The sequence below is a fragment of the Spirochaetota bacterium genome (assembly GCA_017999915.1).
GTDB lineage: Bacteria > Spirochaetota > UBA4802 > UBA4802 > UBA5550 > RBG-16-49-21.
Genome location: JAGNKX010000007.1, coordinates 128595 through 143517, shown reverse-complemented (window position 1 = coordinate 143517; position 14923 = coordinate 128595). Strand labels below are relative to the sequence as shown.

The 14923-nt window shown below is 57.2% G+C and carries 13 protein-coding genes; 5 read left to right on the top strand and 8 right to left on the bottom strand.

The annotated features are described in order from the left end of the window. Nucleotides 1-6 precede the first annotated feature (6 nt). The 4 genes from KA369_11910 to KA369_11895 are packed head-to-tail and all read right to left on the bottom strand — an operon-like array spanning nt 7 to nt 3761. Nucleotides 7-693, bottom strand: coding sequence for a phosphopantothenoylcysteine decarboxylase (locus tag KA369_11910; protein ID MBP7736671.1), 687 nt, complete (start codon nt 691-693; stop codon nt 7-9). Then, entirely contained in the window at nt 680-1210 is a 531-nt protein-coding gene (locus KA369_11905) for a phosphopantothenoylcysteine decarboxylase (protein MBP7736670.1), read from the bottom strand. The genes KA369_11910 and KA369_11905 overlap by 14 nt, the downstream gene beginning before the upstream one ends. Beyond that, nucleotides 1207-2991 carry a DNA mismatch repair endonuclease MutL gene (gene mutL, locus KA369_11900; protein ID MBP7736669.1) on the bottom strand — a complete coding sequence of 595 codons (1785 nt, stop codon included), beginning with the start codon at nt 2989-2991 and terminating at the stop codon, nt 1207-1209. The genes KA369_11905 and mutL overlap by 4 nt, the downstream gene beginning before the upstream one ends. Before the next feature lie 11 nt (nt 2992-3002). Next, a complete protein-coding gene (locus KA369_11895) occupies nt 3003-3761 on the bottom strand; it encodes an NAD-dependent deacylase (protein MBP7736668.1) in 759 nt (252 codons plus the stop codon). 215 nt (nt 3762-3976) lie between these two features. On the opposite strand from KA369_11895, the gene KA369_11890 reads away from it, so the two are divergent. The 4 genes from KA369_11890 to KA369_11875 are packed head-to-tail and all read left to right on the top strand — an operon-like array spanning nt 3977 to nt 7335. Next, nucleotides 3977-4210, top strand: a complete 234-nt coding sequence (locus KA369_11890; GenBank protein MBP7736667.1) for a YgiT-type zinc finger protein — start codon at nt 3977-3979, stop codon at nt 4208-4210. A gap of 59 nt (nt 4211-4269) precedes the next feature. Then, nucleotides 4270-5712 carry a glutamate--tRNA ligase gene (locus KA369_11885; protein ID MBP7736666.1) on the top strand — a complete coding sequence of 481 codons (1443 nt, stop codon included), beginning with the start codon at nt 4270-4272 and terminating at the stop codon, nt 5710-5712. Next, complete coding sequence (locus tag KA369_11880) at nt 5693-6439, top strand: hypothetical protein (GenBank protein ID MBP7736665.1); 747 nt, start codon at nt 5693-5695, stop codon at nt 6437-6439. Before KA369_11885 ends, KA369_11880 begins: the two co-directional genes overlap by 20 nt. Nucleotides 6440-6480: 41 nt before the next feature. Then, the gene (locus KA369_11875) at nt 6481-7335 is read left to right on the top strand and encodes a transglutaminase domain-containing protein (protein ID MBP7736664.1); all 855 of its coding nucleotides are present in this window, start codon (nt 6481-6483) and stop codon (nt 7333-7335) included. A gap of 125 nt (nt 7336-7460) precedes the next feature. Here KA369_11875 and KA369_11870 read toward each other — a convergent pair whose 3' ends face one another. Both KA369_11870 and KA369_11865 read right to left on the bottom strand, forming a co-directional pair. Further along, entirely contained in the window at nt 7461-9146 is a 1686-nt protein-coding gene (locus tag KA369_11870; protein ID MBP7736663.1) for a glutamine--tRNA ligase/YqeY domain fusion protein, read from the bottom strand. 377 nt (nt 9147-9523) lie between these two features. Beyond that, entirely contained in the window at nt 9524-12868 is a 3345-nt protein-coding gene (locus tag KA369_11865) for a radical SAM protein (GenBank protein MBP7736662.1), read from the bottom strand. 386 nt (nt 12869-13254) lie between these two features. Between KA369_11865 and KA369_11860 the strand changes: the two genes are divergently transcribed. Next, nucleotides 13255-13527 (top strand): hypothetical protein, encoded by a 273-nt coding sequence (locus KA369_11860; GenBank protein ID MBP7736661.1) that lies wholly within the window; start codon nt 13255-13257, stop codon nt 13525-13527. On the opposite strand, the gene KA369_11855 is transcribed toward KA369_11860, so the two are convergent. Together KA369_11855 and KA369_11850 are read right to left on the bottom strand one after the other, a co-directional pair. Next, complete coding sequence (locus KA369_11855; protein ID MBP7736660.1) at nt 13528-14109, bottom strand: RsmD family RNA methyltransferase; 582 nt, start codon at nt 14107-14109, stop codon at nt 13528-13530. 1 nt (nt 14110) lies between these two features. After that, a complete protein-coding gene (locus KA369_11850) occupies nt 14111-14305 on the bottom strand; it encodes a hypothetical protein (GenBank protein MBP7736659.1) in 195 nt (64 codons plus the stop codon). Between the last annotated feature and the right edge of the window lie 618 nt (nt 14306-14923).

The window sequence follows — 14923 nt, the reverse complement described above, 5'->3', positions numbered from 1 at the left end:
CTCCTGCTACTGGGATATCAGGTATCGGGGAAGGCGCGACTCGATCTCTTCGACGATCCGCGCCGCGACCTCGTGCTTCGATATGAGGGGAAGGTCCTTGCGGACGCCGTTTCGGAAGAATATGGTTATGATGTTGGTATCGGATCCGAACCCAGCATCGCTCCGCGAGACGTCATTGAGGCAGATCATGTCCAGGTTCTTTTCGGATAGCTTCTTCAGGGCGTATTCATCGAGGTTGTTCGTCTCGGCGGCGAAACCGACGGTGAAAACGTTATTGATGCGGCCGTCCCGCTTCATGGCCGCGACTTCCCTGAGGATGTCTGGAGTTTTTTTGAGCTCCAGCAGGAGGTTCTCATCCGATTTTTTTATCTTCCTGTCGGACCTGGACACCGGGGAGTAATCGGCCGGCGCCGCGGCCATGACGAGGACCGCGTTCTCGCAGAGCTCGCCGGCCACCGCCTTGAGCATGTCCACGGTGCTTTCCACCGCCACACAGCGGTATTTCTTGGCATTCACCAGGGACGAATCGATGGGACCGTGAATGAAGACGGTCTCCCGGGCCCGGCCGGAGCAGACGTCGGCAATGGCCACGCCCATCTTTCCCGTCGAGGGGTTCGATATGAACCGCACGGGGTCGATCCACTCCCTTGTGGGTCCGCCGGTGATGATGGCCTTTCTCTCACTTAATTGCATTGACCGCCGCCCCGTATATCGCTTCGATATCGGCGAGCTTGCCGATTCCATCGTCGCCGCACACCACTTCCCCGGCCGCGGGCTCGATGAAAGCGACGCCCCACTGCTTCAGGGTCTGGATGTTCCTCTGAACCGCCGGATGACGGTACATGTTCGGGTTCATTGCCGGCGCCATCATGACCGGGCATGTCACCGACAGGAAGGTGGTGGACAGCAGGTCGTCGGCTATGCCGCAGGCGAACTTGCCGATGACGTTAGCCGTGGCCGGCGCCACCAGGAAGAGGGATGCGTCGGTCTTCAGCTCGATGTGCCCCATCTCGCGGCGCTCCCGCGAATACTGCTCGCTGTAAACGGGATTGCCCGACAGGGTCTCCAGGGTGAGGGGCGACACCAGGTGGAGGGCATTCTCGGTGGCCACCACGTGGACCGAGTATCCGCCTTTAACGAAGAGCCTGATGAGGTCGCAGGCCTTGTACGCCGCAATGGACGATGATATCCCCAGTATGATCTTTTTCATTGGCGTTTAAACATCCTTTCGATATCGCCCTTTTCCATCCGGTACACGAAGGGCCTGCCGTGGGGGCATACCAGCCGGCGTCCCGCGCCGAAGATGCCCTTCACGAGGGCCTCCATGTCGCTTACGCTCAGGCGGTCCCCCGCCCTCTTCGCCGCGTGGCACGCCACGGTGGCCGCCATCTTCTCCCGGATGTCTGACGCGCGGTATTCCCCGCGCACCGACTCGAGAAAATCCGTCATGAGTTCGGCCGCGTCAGAGTCCCGGGCCGCGGCAGGCACCGACGATATCTTTATCGAATTATCAGAAAAATCCTCAATGTCAAACCCATTTTCTGAAAATATGTCAATATTTTCAAGGACCAGGGCGTGGTCGTCAAGGGATAGCTCCATGATCTGAGGAAAGGCGAGGCGCTGGATTTCGGGCGCCTCTTTTTTTTCCATCATGGCGTCGTATATGATGCGCTCATGGGCCGCGTGAAAATCGATGAAATAAAGAAGGCCGTCCTTTTCCAGTATGATATAGGTGCCGAAGGCGACACCGACGATCCGCGGCGCCTTGCTCTCTTCGATATCGTGATACAGGTCCGCTGCGTCTTTTATGTAAGATGACGGGGTTGGGGTGAACAATCTGTCCTTCCCTGTAGGGGACGGCCCTCCGCCGAACATCGAGGCTCCCCCTAAATCTTCCACAGGGCGGTTTCCCTGATCATCGTTGCCTGAAGAAGCCCTTCCCTGGATGGCAGGGGGGAGTTGTTGCGCCGCTGTCCCCGCCGCAAAGAGCCTCTCCCCCACTGAATGCTCCCGGCTTACGGCCTTCTCCCCCAGGGCGAGGATAAGGCGGTCGATGTAATGGCTGTCGAAGAGCTTCACTTCCTTCTTGGCCGGATGGATATTGACGTCCACCAGGCGCGGATCGATATCGATCAGGATGATGCCGGCGGGGTGCTTTCCCCGGGGAGCCACGGCCTCGTAGGCTTTCGAGAGGAGAAATCCCAGGTACCGGTGCTCCACGGGCCTCCGGTTAACGTAGAGGATCTGCATGGCGCGGTTCGGCCTGAGGTAGTGCGGCCTCGACAGGAAACCGCTCATGGTCACTTTCAGGTCCTGGAGGGTGACAGGGTACAGGTCATCCATGATGCCTCTGCCGTATATCTGCCCCAGTCGTTCCTCTATGCCGCCGGCGCTGTTCAGGGTGAGCTGGCGGCCTTCGTCAACGTCAAGTGTGAAGGCGATCTCGGGATGAGGAAGGGCTATCTTCAAAAAGATATCCCTGATTAGGCGCTGTTCCGTGCGGACGGATTTGAGGAATTTTTTCCGGGCCGGGACATTGTAAAAGAGGTTTTCCACTATGATAGCGGTGCCCGGCGGGCCGGCGTAATCGGCCGTCTCGAAGCCGTCCTCGGTCCCGGTAAGGCGGGCCCCGCTCTCCTCGTCGGCGCGGCGGGAGAGGATGGTCAGCCTGGAAACCGAGGATATGCTCGACAGCGCCTCGCCCCTGAACCCGTAGGAGCCGATAGACTCTATGTCATGGATGTCGCCTATCTTGCTGGTGGCGTGCTCCATCACCGCCAGGGGCACGTCGTCGCGGTACATGCCGCGGCCGTCGTCCCGCACCGCGATCTTCCGCAGGCCGCCCTCGAGGACCTGCACGTCGACGCGGGAGGCCCCGGCGTCGATAGAATTCTCCATCAGCTCCTTGATGACGGAAAAGGGCCCCTCCACGACCTCGCCGGCCGCGATCTTCTTCTTGACGCTGTCTGGCAGCAGCTTGATCCGGTCCACGGCGTCATCCGTCAGCGGGATTTTAACCGCCGCAGCAGCTCCGGGAGGGTATCCCCGGTCTTGCCCTTGACGAAAACGTCCGTGGCGTAGGAGGTGAGCCCGGTCTCTTCGGTGTTGAATTCTATGATGGCGCCGTTGTTCTGCTTGACGATGAGGGGTATGCCGGCGGCCGGGTAAACCACGGCCGAGGTGCCGATCACCAGGACGACGTCGGCCTTCCGGGCCGCCTTCTCGGAGCGAACCGTGGCGTCGTGGGGTATCGATTCGCCGAAGAGAACCACCGTTGGCTTAAGCACTGTCCCGCACTTTTTGCAGAGTGGGGATATCCTCGAGGAAACAACGGACCCGACGTCGATATCCTTCTTCCCGTAGGTCCGGCCGCACTGGAGGCACTCGAGACGGCTCACGTTGCCGTGGTACTCGACCACGTTGACGCTCCCCGCGTCCTGGTGGAGGTTGTCGATGTTCTGCGTTATCAGGCACTGGAGCTTCTTCATTTTTTCAAGCTCAGCCAGGGCCGCATGGCCCGGGTTCGGCTTCGCGGTCCGCACCAGGTCTATCATCTCGAAGAGCATCCGCCACACCTTTTCCGGGTTCTCGTAGAAGACGTCGATGGTCGCGTATTCGCCCGGATCGAACTTCTCCCAGAGGCCTCCCCTGCTCCTGAAATCGGGAATGCCGCTCTCGGTGGAAATGCCGGCCCCGGTCAGGGCTATGACGCTGCCCGCGCTCTCGATGATCTCGGCGGCCCTGTCTATATTGATGTTCATGTCGACGTTCCTATGATTGAATTCCCCCGCGCAATCCGGCAGGACGGACTATGCTATTCACCGCGGAACAAAAACATTTTGTCAAGAAATTATATCTTGACATCGGAATTCCATACCGGCCATATTATGGCCGACTTGATGCAGAAAATCGCGGCCGGGCGGTCGCCATCCGCCCGTACCGGGACGACACTACCAGGCTGTAAGGGGAACATTCCATGAACTGCGATTGCGGCGGCGCGCTCATAGACGGCAAGAGCTCGTATCGGGTGAGCAAAAAGAATTTCTCGCTCATCATCGACAACATCCCGGCCTTCAAGTGTACGCGCTGCGACAAGGTCCTCTTTTCAGAGGAAACCGTTGACAGTATCCAGCAGCTGGTAAACCGCATCGAGCGCGACACCAAGGAGATCGTGACCGGCAAGCCGTCGACCAACCTGTACGACTATTAAAAAGCGTACCCGCGGCCGGCCCCGCCGGCGTCGAACCCGGAAATACCAAGGAGAACCCCATGAGAGTCAGATTCGCCCCGAGCCCCACCGGCTTCCTTCACGTGGGAAACGCCCGGACGGCCATAATGAATTTTCTTATCGCGAAAAAAAATAACGCCTCCTTTGTCCTCCGCATCGAGGACACCGACATGGAGCGGAGCACGAAGGAGTCGGAGCTGTCGATCTACCAGGATCTTGCGTGGCTCGGCATCTCCTGGAACGAAGGACCGGATAAGGGCGGCGATTTCGGCCCCTACCGCCAGTCGGAGCGCTTCGACATCTACCGGAAGTACACCGAGAAGCTCATAGCCGACGGCAGCGCCTACTACTGCTACTGCACCAAGGAGGAGCTGGACGCCATGAAGAAAGGCGCCGACGGCGAGGCCGAATCCTACGCCTACAGCGGCCGGTGCCGAAACCTGAGCGCCGAGGAGCGGAAAAAGCTCGAGGCCGAGGGGCGCAGGCCCACGGTGCGGTTCAGGGTGCCGGACAACACCTCCATCGTGGTCAACGACCGCATCAAGGGCCCGGTCGAGTTCAACAGCAGCAACATCGGCGGCGACTTCATCATCATCAGGTCCGACGGCGTGCCGGTCTTCAACTACATCGTCATCATAGACGACGCGTTGATGAAGGTCAGCCTGGTCATCCGCGGCGACGACCACCTCTCCAACACGCCGAAGCAGCTCCTGGTGGCCCGCGCCCTGGGCCTGCCCGAGCCGGAATACGCGCATCTGCCCCTTATCATGGGTCCGGACCGCTCCAAGCTCTCCAAGCGCCACGGCATCACCTCGGTGGAGATGTACCGCAGGCAGGGGTACCTGCCGGAGGCTCTCATGAACTACATGTCCATGCTCGGGTGGGCTTCTGAGAGCGGCGACGAGATACTCCCCTTGGACGCCATCATCAGCCAGGTGGACCTGGACAAGCTCTCAAAGAACGCGCCCATCTTCGACTTCCAGAAGCTCCGCTGGATGAACGGCATGTACATCCGGGAATACCCGGTCCCGGCTCTGACCGACCTGTTCATTCCGCACATTAAGGAAGCGGGATACACTATCGATTCAATCGACCGGAAGACCATCGAGGACATCGTGACGATACTCAGGAAATCGTGCGAGCTCCTGTCGGATATCGGCGGCCTTATCGGCATCTTCCTCAACGAGGTGAACGAGCCCGATGCAGACGCGGATGCCATGCTGAAAACCGAGGAAGGGAAGCTCGTCATCGCCGCTGCAAGGGAGCTCTTCCGGTCGGAGCTCAATGCCGGTAATTTCGCGTCATCCCTGGCGAACCGCGTAAAGGAGAACACGGCCCTGAAGGGGAAGAGCCTGTTCATGCCCCTCCGCGCCATCATCACCGGAAGGCAGAAGGGCCCTGAGCTGGACCAGTCGATGCCGGTGATCGGCTTCGAGAAATGCAAGAAGAGAATAGAATACTGCTATGAACGGTACTGCAAATAAAAAGACGCGGACCAACAGGATAGGGAGGATGAACGCCATGGTGAAAAAGCTGCTGCTCTTCACGGCAATTCTCATGGTGTCAGCCGGGGCCTGCGGCAGGGGGGCCAGCGGCATCCCCACCGGGACCTGGAAGTACACCCTCCTGGTCAACGGCGCTCCCATCGGCAAGGCCGTCACCTCCAATAAAATTATCGGGAGCCGATACGTATCCACCATGGACATGGAAATGGACGCGGGCTACATCAAGAACACCTCCCGCCAGATCATCACCGAGACACTGGACTTCAAACCGGTGAAGCTGGAGCTGTACAACAAGACGATCCAGAACGGACAGGAAAGCGAAGTTAAAACCGTGGCGGTTTTTAAAGGCAACGCGGTTGATCTCGACACCGGCGAGGCAAAATCGACCTTCACCATCGACAAACCCTTCATCCTCGAGGGAAATTACTTCATGAAGGAGCTCATTAAAAACGAATTCAGGAAAGGGACCGTCATCAGGAATTACATCTACGAGCCCTCCGTGGACACCGAGGAGCCGGTCCTGGTCCTGGTGAAGGTCCTGGGCAGGGAGGATGTGCGCATCAAGGGAAAGACCAGGAGCCTGATCCACCTGGGCTTCTCCATCGAGAACCTGAAAAACATCGACTCCTATATCGACGATGACGGCATCACCCAGAAAACGGTCATCACCATGCTCAACAACAGGCTGGAGCTGGTGCTGGACTGAGGGCCCCCCTGTCCCCCTGAGGGGACACGTGACATCCACCGATGTCATTTCGACGAGTGCAACGAGGAGAAATTCGTAATATAATGTTCAGAAAATTATCATTATCCACCCTGGTCATAATCCTTTTCACACCAACACTTCATGCAGCCGACCCATTCAATTATACCATCAAGGTGAAGAACTTCAGGCCATCGATCTACAGCGAAAAAATGTCCCGCTACCGGATCGAATCATCCGATACGGAATTCACCCTTATAGAAACAACCTGTCAAAAAATCGTGCGCCAGCGGATCGGCAATCGGAAGAAAACCATAGACATCCAGGCAGGCCTGATTCCCCGGGTCTCCACGACCATTGAAGAGCTTTCCGGCTTTCTAAAAGACACGCGGTTCCTGAACCTCTCTTCTCCGGAAATATCCGGAGCGGCGGCGCAGCTCCATGATCAGGAAGACCCGGTCAGGGCCGTTGAGGATTTCGTGTACCGCCGCATAAGTGACAAGACCCTGGGCATACCCATCATTCCGGCGTCACAGATCTATAGAATGAAGCGGGGCGACTGCACCGAGCACAGCGTCCTTGCCGTGGCGCTGCTCAGGAAGCTCGGGGTGCCGGCCCGTGCCGTGGCAGGCATGTACCTTGCCGGCGAGTTCATGGGAAAGCGGGACGTCTTCGTATACCATATGTGGGCCGAAGCTTTCTGGAAAGGGCGCTGGCGCCTGGTGGACGCCACCAGGCCTGGAGAAGAGAAGCTCAACCGGTACATCGCCTTCACCTATCACAGCCTCAAGGCCGAGGCGCCCCTTCCCTACCTGAGGGCCGTATCGGCAATACAGGACCTGACGGTAACATACATTGGCGCCCCTCATCCCCCGGCCCCTTCTCCCATTAAAAACTGAAGAAAGGAGAAGGGGGGCGATATTATGGTATCACATATTCTGCCGTTTGCTTCGGAAACCCTCTCCTTTTTTCCGGTATTAATGGGAGAGGGTGCCCCGGAGGGGCGGGTGAGGGTATTACTGCATCAATCCTTCCCCTTGGAATCCTTCAGCGTGACCGTACGGTTGAACACCAGCTTGTCGCCGGACGTATCCGGATCGACGCAGAAATAGCCGAGGCGCTCGAACTGGTAGGATGTGCCGGGTTTCGCTCCCTTCAGCGAAGGCTCCACAAGGCAATTATCGAGGACCTTCAGTGAATTCGGGTTCAGGAGGCTTTTGTAGTCGGCGCCCTCCTCCGCGGGGTTGTCCGGGTTCGGGTCCGTGAAGAGGTACTCGTAGAGCCTCACTTCAGCGGGGATCGCCCGGTCGGCGGAGAGCCAGTGGATGGTTCCCTTGACCTTCCTCCCGTCCTGGGACCAGCCGCCCCGCGTCGCCGGGTCGTAGGCGCAGCGCACCTCGACGACCTTCCCGCTGTCGTCCTTCACGACGCCGGTGCATTTCAGGTAATAGGCGAACTTGAAGCGGACCTCCTTGCCGGGGGCTAGCCTGAAGAACTTGGGAGGGGCCTCCTCCCGGAAATCCTCCCGCTCGATGTAGAGGACCCGCGAAAAAGGGATCTCCCGCTTGCCCATCGATTCGTCCTCGGGGTTATTTACCGCTTCCATCATCTCCGTCTTGCCCTCGGGATAGTTTTCAATGACCACTTTAAGGGGGTCCAGCACGGCGATGACCCGGGGAGCGCGCCTGTTCAGGTCCTCCCTGACGCAATGCTCCAGCAGGGCCGCCTCGACGATGTTATCGGCCTTGGCCACGCCGATGCGGTCGGCGAAATCGCGGATCGATTCCGGCGTATACCCGCGGCGGCGCAGGCCCGAGATGGTGGGCATGCGGGGATCGTCCCAGCCGCGGACGATCTTCGTCTGGACCAGCTCCAGGAGCTTCCGCTTGCTCATCACCGTGTAGGAGAGACTCAGGCGGGCGAACTCGATCTGGCGCGGCCGGACCTTCCCGGCATCGGCGATCTGGTCAAGGAACCAGTCGTACAGGGGACGGTGCACCTCGAACTCCAGGGTGCAGATGGAATGGGTGATACCCTCGATGTAGTCCGACTGGCCATGGGCGAAGTCGTACATCGGGTAAATGCACCACTTGTTCCCGGTGCGGTGGTGCTCGTCGCGCTTGAGGCGGTAGAGAACCGGGTCGCGCATGTGCATGTTCGGCGACGCCATGTTGATGCGGGCCCGCAGGGTCTTCGTGCCGTCGGGGAACTCACCGGCCTTCATCCGGGCGAACAGGTCCAGGTTCTCCTCGACGCCGCGCTTCCGCCCCGGGTCCTCCTTGCCCGGCACCGTGGGGGTGCCTCGGGTGGCGGAGACCTCGTCCGGCGTCATGTCGCTCACGTAGGCAAGGCCCTTGTTGATGAGGAGGACCGCCCACTGGTATATCTGCTCGAAGTAATCCGACGCGTAGTAGAGGTGCTCGCCCCAGTCGAAGCCGAGCCACCTCACGTCGTTGATGATGGAGTCCGTGTACTCCACGTCCTCTTTCTCGGGGTTGGTGTCGTCCATGCGGAGGTGGCAGCGCCCGCCGTACTGCTTCGCCAGGCCGAAGTTCAGGCATATGGATTTGGCGTGGCCGATGTGAAGGTAGCCGTTCGGCTCCGGGGGGAACCGCGTCACCACCTGGCCCTTGTTCTTGCCGGTGCGTATATCCTCGTCAATGATATCCTTGATAAAATTGGTCGGCGAAGTCTTCTCGACGTTTTCCATATGTCCTGCTCCTGGTCGCAATCATTGAGGCCGCGCCTCTGTCCGGCGGGCCACTCTGTATGATAACAAGCCCCGATGGAGATATACGTCAAGAAATATACGGAAGTTTAATGCATTATTGACTGTTAACCACAGGAAAATAACGCCCGCGTGCAGGGATTTTACATGTACTTAATAATTCAAGCAACCTGTTTTTCATCATAAACCTGTTGTAAAACTGTCATTTCGACGAATACCGGTACTCCGGTATGAGGAGAAATCTTATCAATGATACGTCACGTTCAAGATTTCGAACCCCGCCAAGCGGGGTTCGAAATGACAAATCTTGAGAAGCAACATGTCGTATATATATGTTGCCCCTTTCCGCCATCCCGGCATCAGGAATAGCAGGTCCTGTTTATGATGATCTTCTTCAATTCGTCGGACAGATCGTTGAAATACGCGCAGTAGCCAGCGACCCGGACCAGGAGATACCTGTGCTTTTCCGGATTGTTATAGGCGTCAAGGAGTATCTCGCGGTTCAGCACGTTGGGCTGGAACTGCATGCCACCTTTCATGAAATAGGTGTCGATGATGCCGGCGAGGTTCTTCACTCCGTCAGGCCCCTGGAAGAGGGCCGCGTCGATGGTGAAAGTCACCGTGGTGCCGTTGGGCGCGTAGCTCACGAAATCGATGCCCGCGACCGAGTTCAGCGACGACAGCAGGTCCGACACCTCCATGCCGTAATGGGGAGTAATGCTGTTTGCCAGGGGCACGCCCCGGAGCCTGCCCGATGGCAGGGCCGGTGTTTTCGCGCCGTACACGTCACTGACATTGAGAGCATAATAACCGGCGGTGTAGATGCCGCCGCGCGGACAGTTCTCCACGGAATTGAGTGCATTTACGTAAATTTGCAGAACCCTGTTGACCCATTCGATCGCCTTCGGGGACTCGTCATGGCCGAACTTCTTCACATCCAGCAAAGCATTCCTGATCTGCTGATTGCGTTCTCCCTCGAAATTATCGTCGATGGCGTCGATGATATCGCGGATCGTGTACAGCCTTTTCCTGAATACGACCTCGTCGATGGCATGGAGCGAATCTGCCGCGTCCGTGATGCCCACTCCCTGAATGCCGCTGCTGTTGAACCTGGCGCCGCCCTCGTTAACATCCCTGCCGCTTTCGACGCAGCCGGGGGAGAGCGACGAAGCAAGGGGAGTCGCGAAACGCTGCCGTATCACTCCCTCGATTTTCTGATGGTCCGCCAGTATGGACGATGCCAGTATATTCAAACGGGCCTGGAACCGGTCGAGGAGCTCCTCCATGTTTGCGGGAGGATCGTAATGCGGTTTCGCCTTCTTCAGTTTTCTCCTGCGGCGGGAATCCGAATAGCGGGAAGAGACAAAGCGCGAAAACCTGTTATCCCTCCTGAAGGTGAACTCGATGAATTTCGCGACCAGCTTGTCAATCTGCTCCAGGAATCCGAAATTCCACAGGTCCTGTTCCTCGCCCTTCAGGGCCTGCAGGAGCGGCAGGGTGACATTCATGTTTGCGCAGTCCGTATTGCCGTAATGGTCGTCGGAGGCATTGGGCTCCACGCACCCTACAATGGAATAATTCCTCGCGTCTTCAACGGTGGTGTCGTAATGCTTTATCAGTGTGTCGACATATAATTCGTCGTTATACAGGGCCGGCATGGGCGCCCCGTTGATGTACACCTCGGCAAGCCTTTCCAGGTATTCCCTGGGGCTGTTCCTGTGGATGCGGGCCGTCATGTTCACGGCGTAGGGCTGAAGCTCGCAAATATCCAGGAGCATGTAGGTGAGGTCGTTAGTGGCGTCCTTCCCGTCCTTCCCCAGCCCGCCGGCCGTCAGGGCCTGGTCCGTGGACATGGTCTCGAAGAGCCTGCCGATCCTGAGGTAGGTGTCGCCGTCGTTAACCAGGATGGCCTCGTCCATCTTCAGGATATACAGGGCCAGCAGCTCCTTCGCCTTCTCGTAGGTGAGGATCCCCTCCTCCACGTCCTTCTTATAGTAAGGATACAATATCTGGTCGATGCGGCCGAGGGAAATGGCGTTCTCATAGGACTCGATGCAAAGGGCGATATGGAGGAACATCATCGACTGGAGCGCCTCATGGTAGGTGCGCGCAGGATGGCGAGGCACGCGGCCGCAGATACGGGCCATCTCCGCCAGCTCCTGCCCCCGGACCGGGTCCGTCTCCTTTTCGCTCATTGATTTCAGGGCCTCGGAGTATCTCAGGGCGAACTCCTCCAGCCCCCTGAGGGCGATAATGGCTCCATTGTAAAAGTCCTGGTTATTGTCCGGCCGCTCCTTCCGCATCGATTCGATTTCCCCGATGATGCCTTCGGTCCCGAGCTCGAGGATGCGCTCGTAGTTGACGATAAAATGCGCCACGGCGGCCATATTGTTGTTGAACCCGGCGTTCATCTCCGAGCAGCGGGCCACGGTGAGCATCAGGTCCGAAAGCTTCCGGTTCACCTTCATGAGCAGGCAGTGCCGCACCCAGAAAGGAAGTATGTTGAAATAGAACGAAAGCTTGTCCCTGAAGGAGCACTGGAATGAAACAGGGGTCTGGCGGTTGATCTGGTGAAGGATCGACATGAAAAGAATGCCATAGTGCTCCTCCCACACCTGGCCTCCCTTTCTCTTTGAGGTGAAATTCCCCACCAGCAGCTCGCCGGGATATACGATGACGCTCTTGTTCTTCAATACGTAGGCCAGGCGCTCGGCCCGGTGGATCGGATTAGGCTTTTTGAAACCGTTTTTGCGATAGAATTTCGTTTTCAGCCTGGAGACCTCGAAGCAGAGGCTGTGGCCGCTCTCCCTGATGGCGTTCTGTATGTCATAGACCCGCCGGGTGAAAACGGCCCGGTGCCTGACGGCGTCGAGATCAACGCACACCGCGTTGATATTCATTGACCTGAACGTCTCTTCTGCGCGCCGGGCGGCGGTGAGGCTCTGTTCAGGCGATATGTTCAACGACTCCATTTCAAGGCCCAGCCGTTTGGCCTTATCTTCATACATGTTATGGAATTTCAGCAATTCAATGGAGTCATATCCCAAGGACCGCAAAAACTGAGCGGCTGCCCTGATATCGCCATCGGAATCGTTGAATCCCGGCACTATAACCATGCGGAACCGTACATTGGCCTTGAGGGATATCAGTTTTTTAATGTTTTCGCGTATCAATTCACCGCTCTGACCTGTCAGTTTTTTATGGCGCTCGTCGTCGCCGACCAGCTTCAGGTCCACTATGAAAAGATCGATGTACGGCGCGGCCTCACTGATATGCTCCCAGGGCACATGGAGGGATGTTTCGGCCGATACATGGATCCGCTCATCCTTCAGCGCCGCCAGAAGCCCCTTGAGGCCGGCGCTGTTCTGCAAAAGGGGATCGCCGCCACTCAGGGTAACACCGCCCCCGGTTGTGTCATAATATTCCCTATCGCGTTTAACAATTTCAATTATATCGGGGATCGACATGGAACCATCCGGGGCCGTATCGGGGTTAAATGACAGCGCTTCAGGGTTCTGGCACCAGAGGCACCTCAACGCGCATCCCTGGAAAAATATGGTGGTGCGGATGCCGGGACCGTCATGGACGCAGGTCCTCTGTATTTTCATTACCCGCAGATTGTCGGGATCAACGCCCCGAATTCTTTGCAGAATGGCGCCCTGCGCCTGCTGGTCAGATGTTTGCTGATAATGGACGGTTTCCATAGCTCACTCCCCTGCTTATTATATGAATTGTCATTATAATAACCGCGGGGAAAGGCTCTGTCGTCTGGAATGATAATTCCGGATAGATTTTTTATATGATCTGACACTATTATTGGTCAACAATTGAATTAAGGGGTTGTGGCTATCCCAGCGAGCAGGCGACATGGATGTCGCCGATTCCGCCGAGTCAACATGGTGCGCTGGACAGGAGGTCCGAGTGCAGAGCCGCGACAGGAGGTCGCATTTGGCTCTGCTTATACGAGGCGGACGAGCGGGATAGCCCAACCCCCTAAATTTTAATTCGACCTTTTCATCAGAGCATTTGGTTTGACAGGGGCAGGCGCTGCCGATATCATTGGATCATACAAGTAACGAGGAAAGCAACAATGCGATTGTCAAAAATATCCATACCCGGCGCGGTCCTGGCGGTCCTCTACCTGGCGATTTCCATAAGCATCATTGTCCTGTCATCGGACTGCCGCGGCGAGGGGTGCATTATTCATCTCTTTATCACCTTCCCCTGGTTTTTCATTTTCCTCGGCGGGGGCAACAATGCCCTCATGTTCACGGTTTCCCTTTCCCTCAATGCCGCCATATGGTATGGCATAGGCCTCGGCCTTGAAAAGCTGGGGCGGAAGCTCTTTCTCTCCCGCCGCTGATTAACCGATAGAATACACCGACAGGGCCGTTTTCCCGTATATCTTCGTCGTTTCGAGGCGACAGGGGCCTATGGCCTCATCCATGATGTTACGGCTGAAATGCTGAAGGATGATGGAGCCGTCCCCGGCAAGGATGCCGGAATCGGCGATGCCCTGTATGAGATCATGATGCAGGAGGACACCCGCCCTTACCATTTCATAGGGCGGGTCAAGGAAGATGTAATGAAAGATATATCTTTTTAACTTGAGAAACGCGAGGGCCCTTTCAGTGGTGAGGTTCAATATCATTGGCATGGGCTCGATGCCGATGCCTGCGCAGTATGACTTTATGAATTGATGTCTCTTAATGTCAGTATCATTGAACACGACCGGGTCAGCGCCCCTGCTCAGGGCTTCCAGGCCCACCTGGCCGGAGCCGGCGTAGAGATCGAGGAAACCCTTTTCGTAAAGCCACTCCCCGATCATGGAAAAAAGGGCGCCCTTCACCCTCTGGGGTGTGATATCCGCGTCGTCGAATTTCCGGTTGTCAAAGGGGATCAACCTCCCCTTCAGCTTCCCCGCTATTACCCGTACGCCCGCCATGTCATTCCAGAGCGCCGTTCAGCTCGTCCAGGAATGCCTGGACATCCATGCCGTTGCAGATGGCTATTTTCTCTATGGTGTCCTCGCCGATCCCCTTGCATTTTGGGCAGTATAGGTCGTATTTTTTAAATATCTTCATGATGCCAGGAGACATCTTGATTGCGTCGGGGGCCTTGGTGCTTTTTGTGATTTTCATTTTTTTACCATTACATGGTTCGGATTTTAATAATAAGTGTTTATCACTTATATAATAGTCAAGATAATTATTTATTCTCACCATGAATTGACCGAGAGTCTGTTTGCATTCGCCCCGGACCGGGGCATGGTTATGACCGGGGTTTCCGGGCGGGGTATTTTGCGAGGGGACCATAGCCCCGGGTTTAAACCCGGGGCTATGGTCCCCTCGCGCTCCCCGCCACCCCGGTTGCTCAGGCGGCAGGCGCTTTTTGTCCATCCTGGACGCGCCTGCAGGCTCGCTTCCTGCTCGCTCCCTCGACGGGCTGGGCTTGAAACTAAGATTTTCCCATACCTGCTCGGCGCTCGTATGCAGCCTCCTGCAGACTCGCGCCTCCCGCGGCGTCCCTGCCGCGGGTAATAATCGGGTCGCCGCACAGGAAGTGTGGCGTCGCGAGGATGCCGCAGGTGTTCCCGACAGGGATGTCGCAATGCCGGCTTCGCCACGGATGGCGAATAGAAGCCGGCCTGCTTCCGGAGCGAAAGCAGGAAGGCTTTTACCAACATCATCTTTTCCAATATTTACCATTTCCAGTCACATACACAGATACATGTACATTCCCTGCAACCAGGTCCACAA

What these genes read in the sequence shown, in the direction of transcription:
- KA369_11910 (MBP7736671.1), bottom strand. Translation starts at nt 693, where the DNA reads ATGCAATTAAGTGAGAGAAAGGCCATCATCACCGGCGGACCCACAAGG.
- KA369_11905 (MBP7736670.1), bottom strand. Translation starts at nt 1,210, where the DNA reads ATGAAAAAGATCATACTGGGGATATCATCGTCCATTGCGGCGTACAAG.
- KA369_11895 (MBP7736668.1), bottom strand. Translation starts at nt 3,761, where the DNA reads ATGAACATCAATATAGACAGGGCCGCCGAGATCATCGAGAGCGCGGGC.
- KA369_11890 (MBP7736667.1), top strand. Translation starts at nt 3,977, where the DNA reads ATGAACTGCGATTGCGGCGGCGCGCTCATAGACGGCAAGAGCTCGTAT.
- KA369_11885 (MBP7736666.1), top strand. Translation starts at nt 4,270, where the DNA reads ATGAGAGTCAGATTCGCCCCGAGCCCCACCGGCTTCCTTCACGTGGGA.
- KA369_11880 (MBP7736665.1), top strand. Translation starts at nt 5,693, where the DNA reads ATGAACGGTACTGCAAATAAAAAGACGCGGACCAACAGGATAGGGAGG.
- KA369_11875 (MBP7736664.1), top strand. Translation starts at nt 6,481, where the DNA reads ATGTCATTTCGACGAGTGCAACGAGGAGAAATTCGTAATATAATGTTC.
- KA369_11870 (MBP7736663.1), bottom strand. Translation starts at nt 9,146, where the DNA reads ATGGAAAACGTCGAGAAGACTTCGCCGACCAATTTTATCAAGGATATC.
- KA369_11865 (MBP7736662.1), bottom strand. Translation starts at nt 12,868, where the DNA reads ATGGAAACCGTCCATTATCAGCAAACATCTGACCAGCAGGCGCAGGGC.
- KA369_11860 (MBP7736661.1), top strand. Translation starts at nt 13,255, where the DNA reads ATGCGATTGTCAAAAATATCCATACCCGGCGCGGTCCTGGCGGTCCTC.
- KA369_11855 (MBP7736660.1), bottom strand. Translation starts at nt 14,109, where the DNA reads ATGGCGGGCGTACGGGTAATAGCGGGGAAGCTGAAGGGGAGGTTGATC.
- KA369_11850 (MBP7736659.1), bottom strand. Translation starts at nt 14,305, where the DNA reads ATGAAAATCACAAAAAGCACCAAGGCCCCCGACGCAATCAAGATGTCT.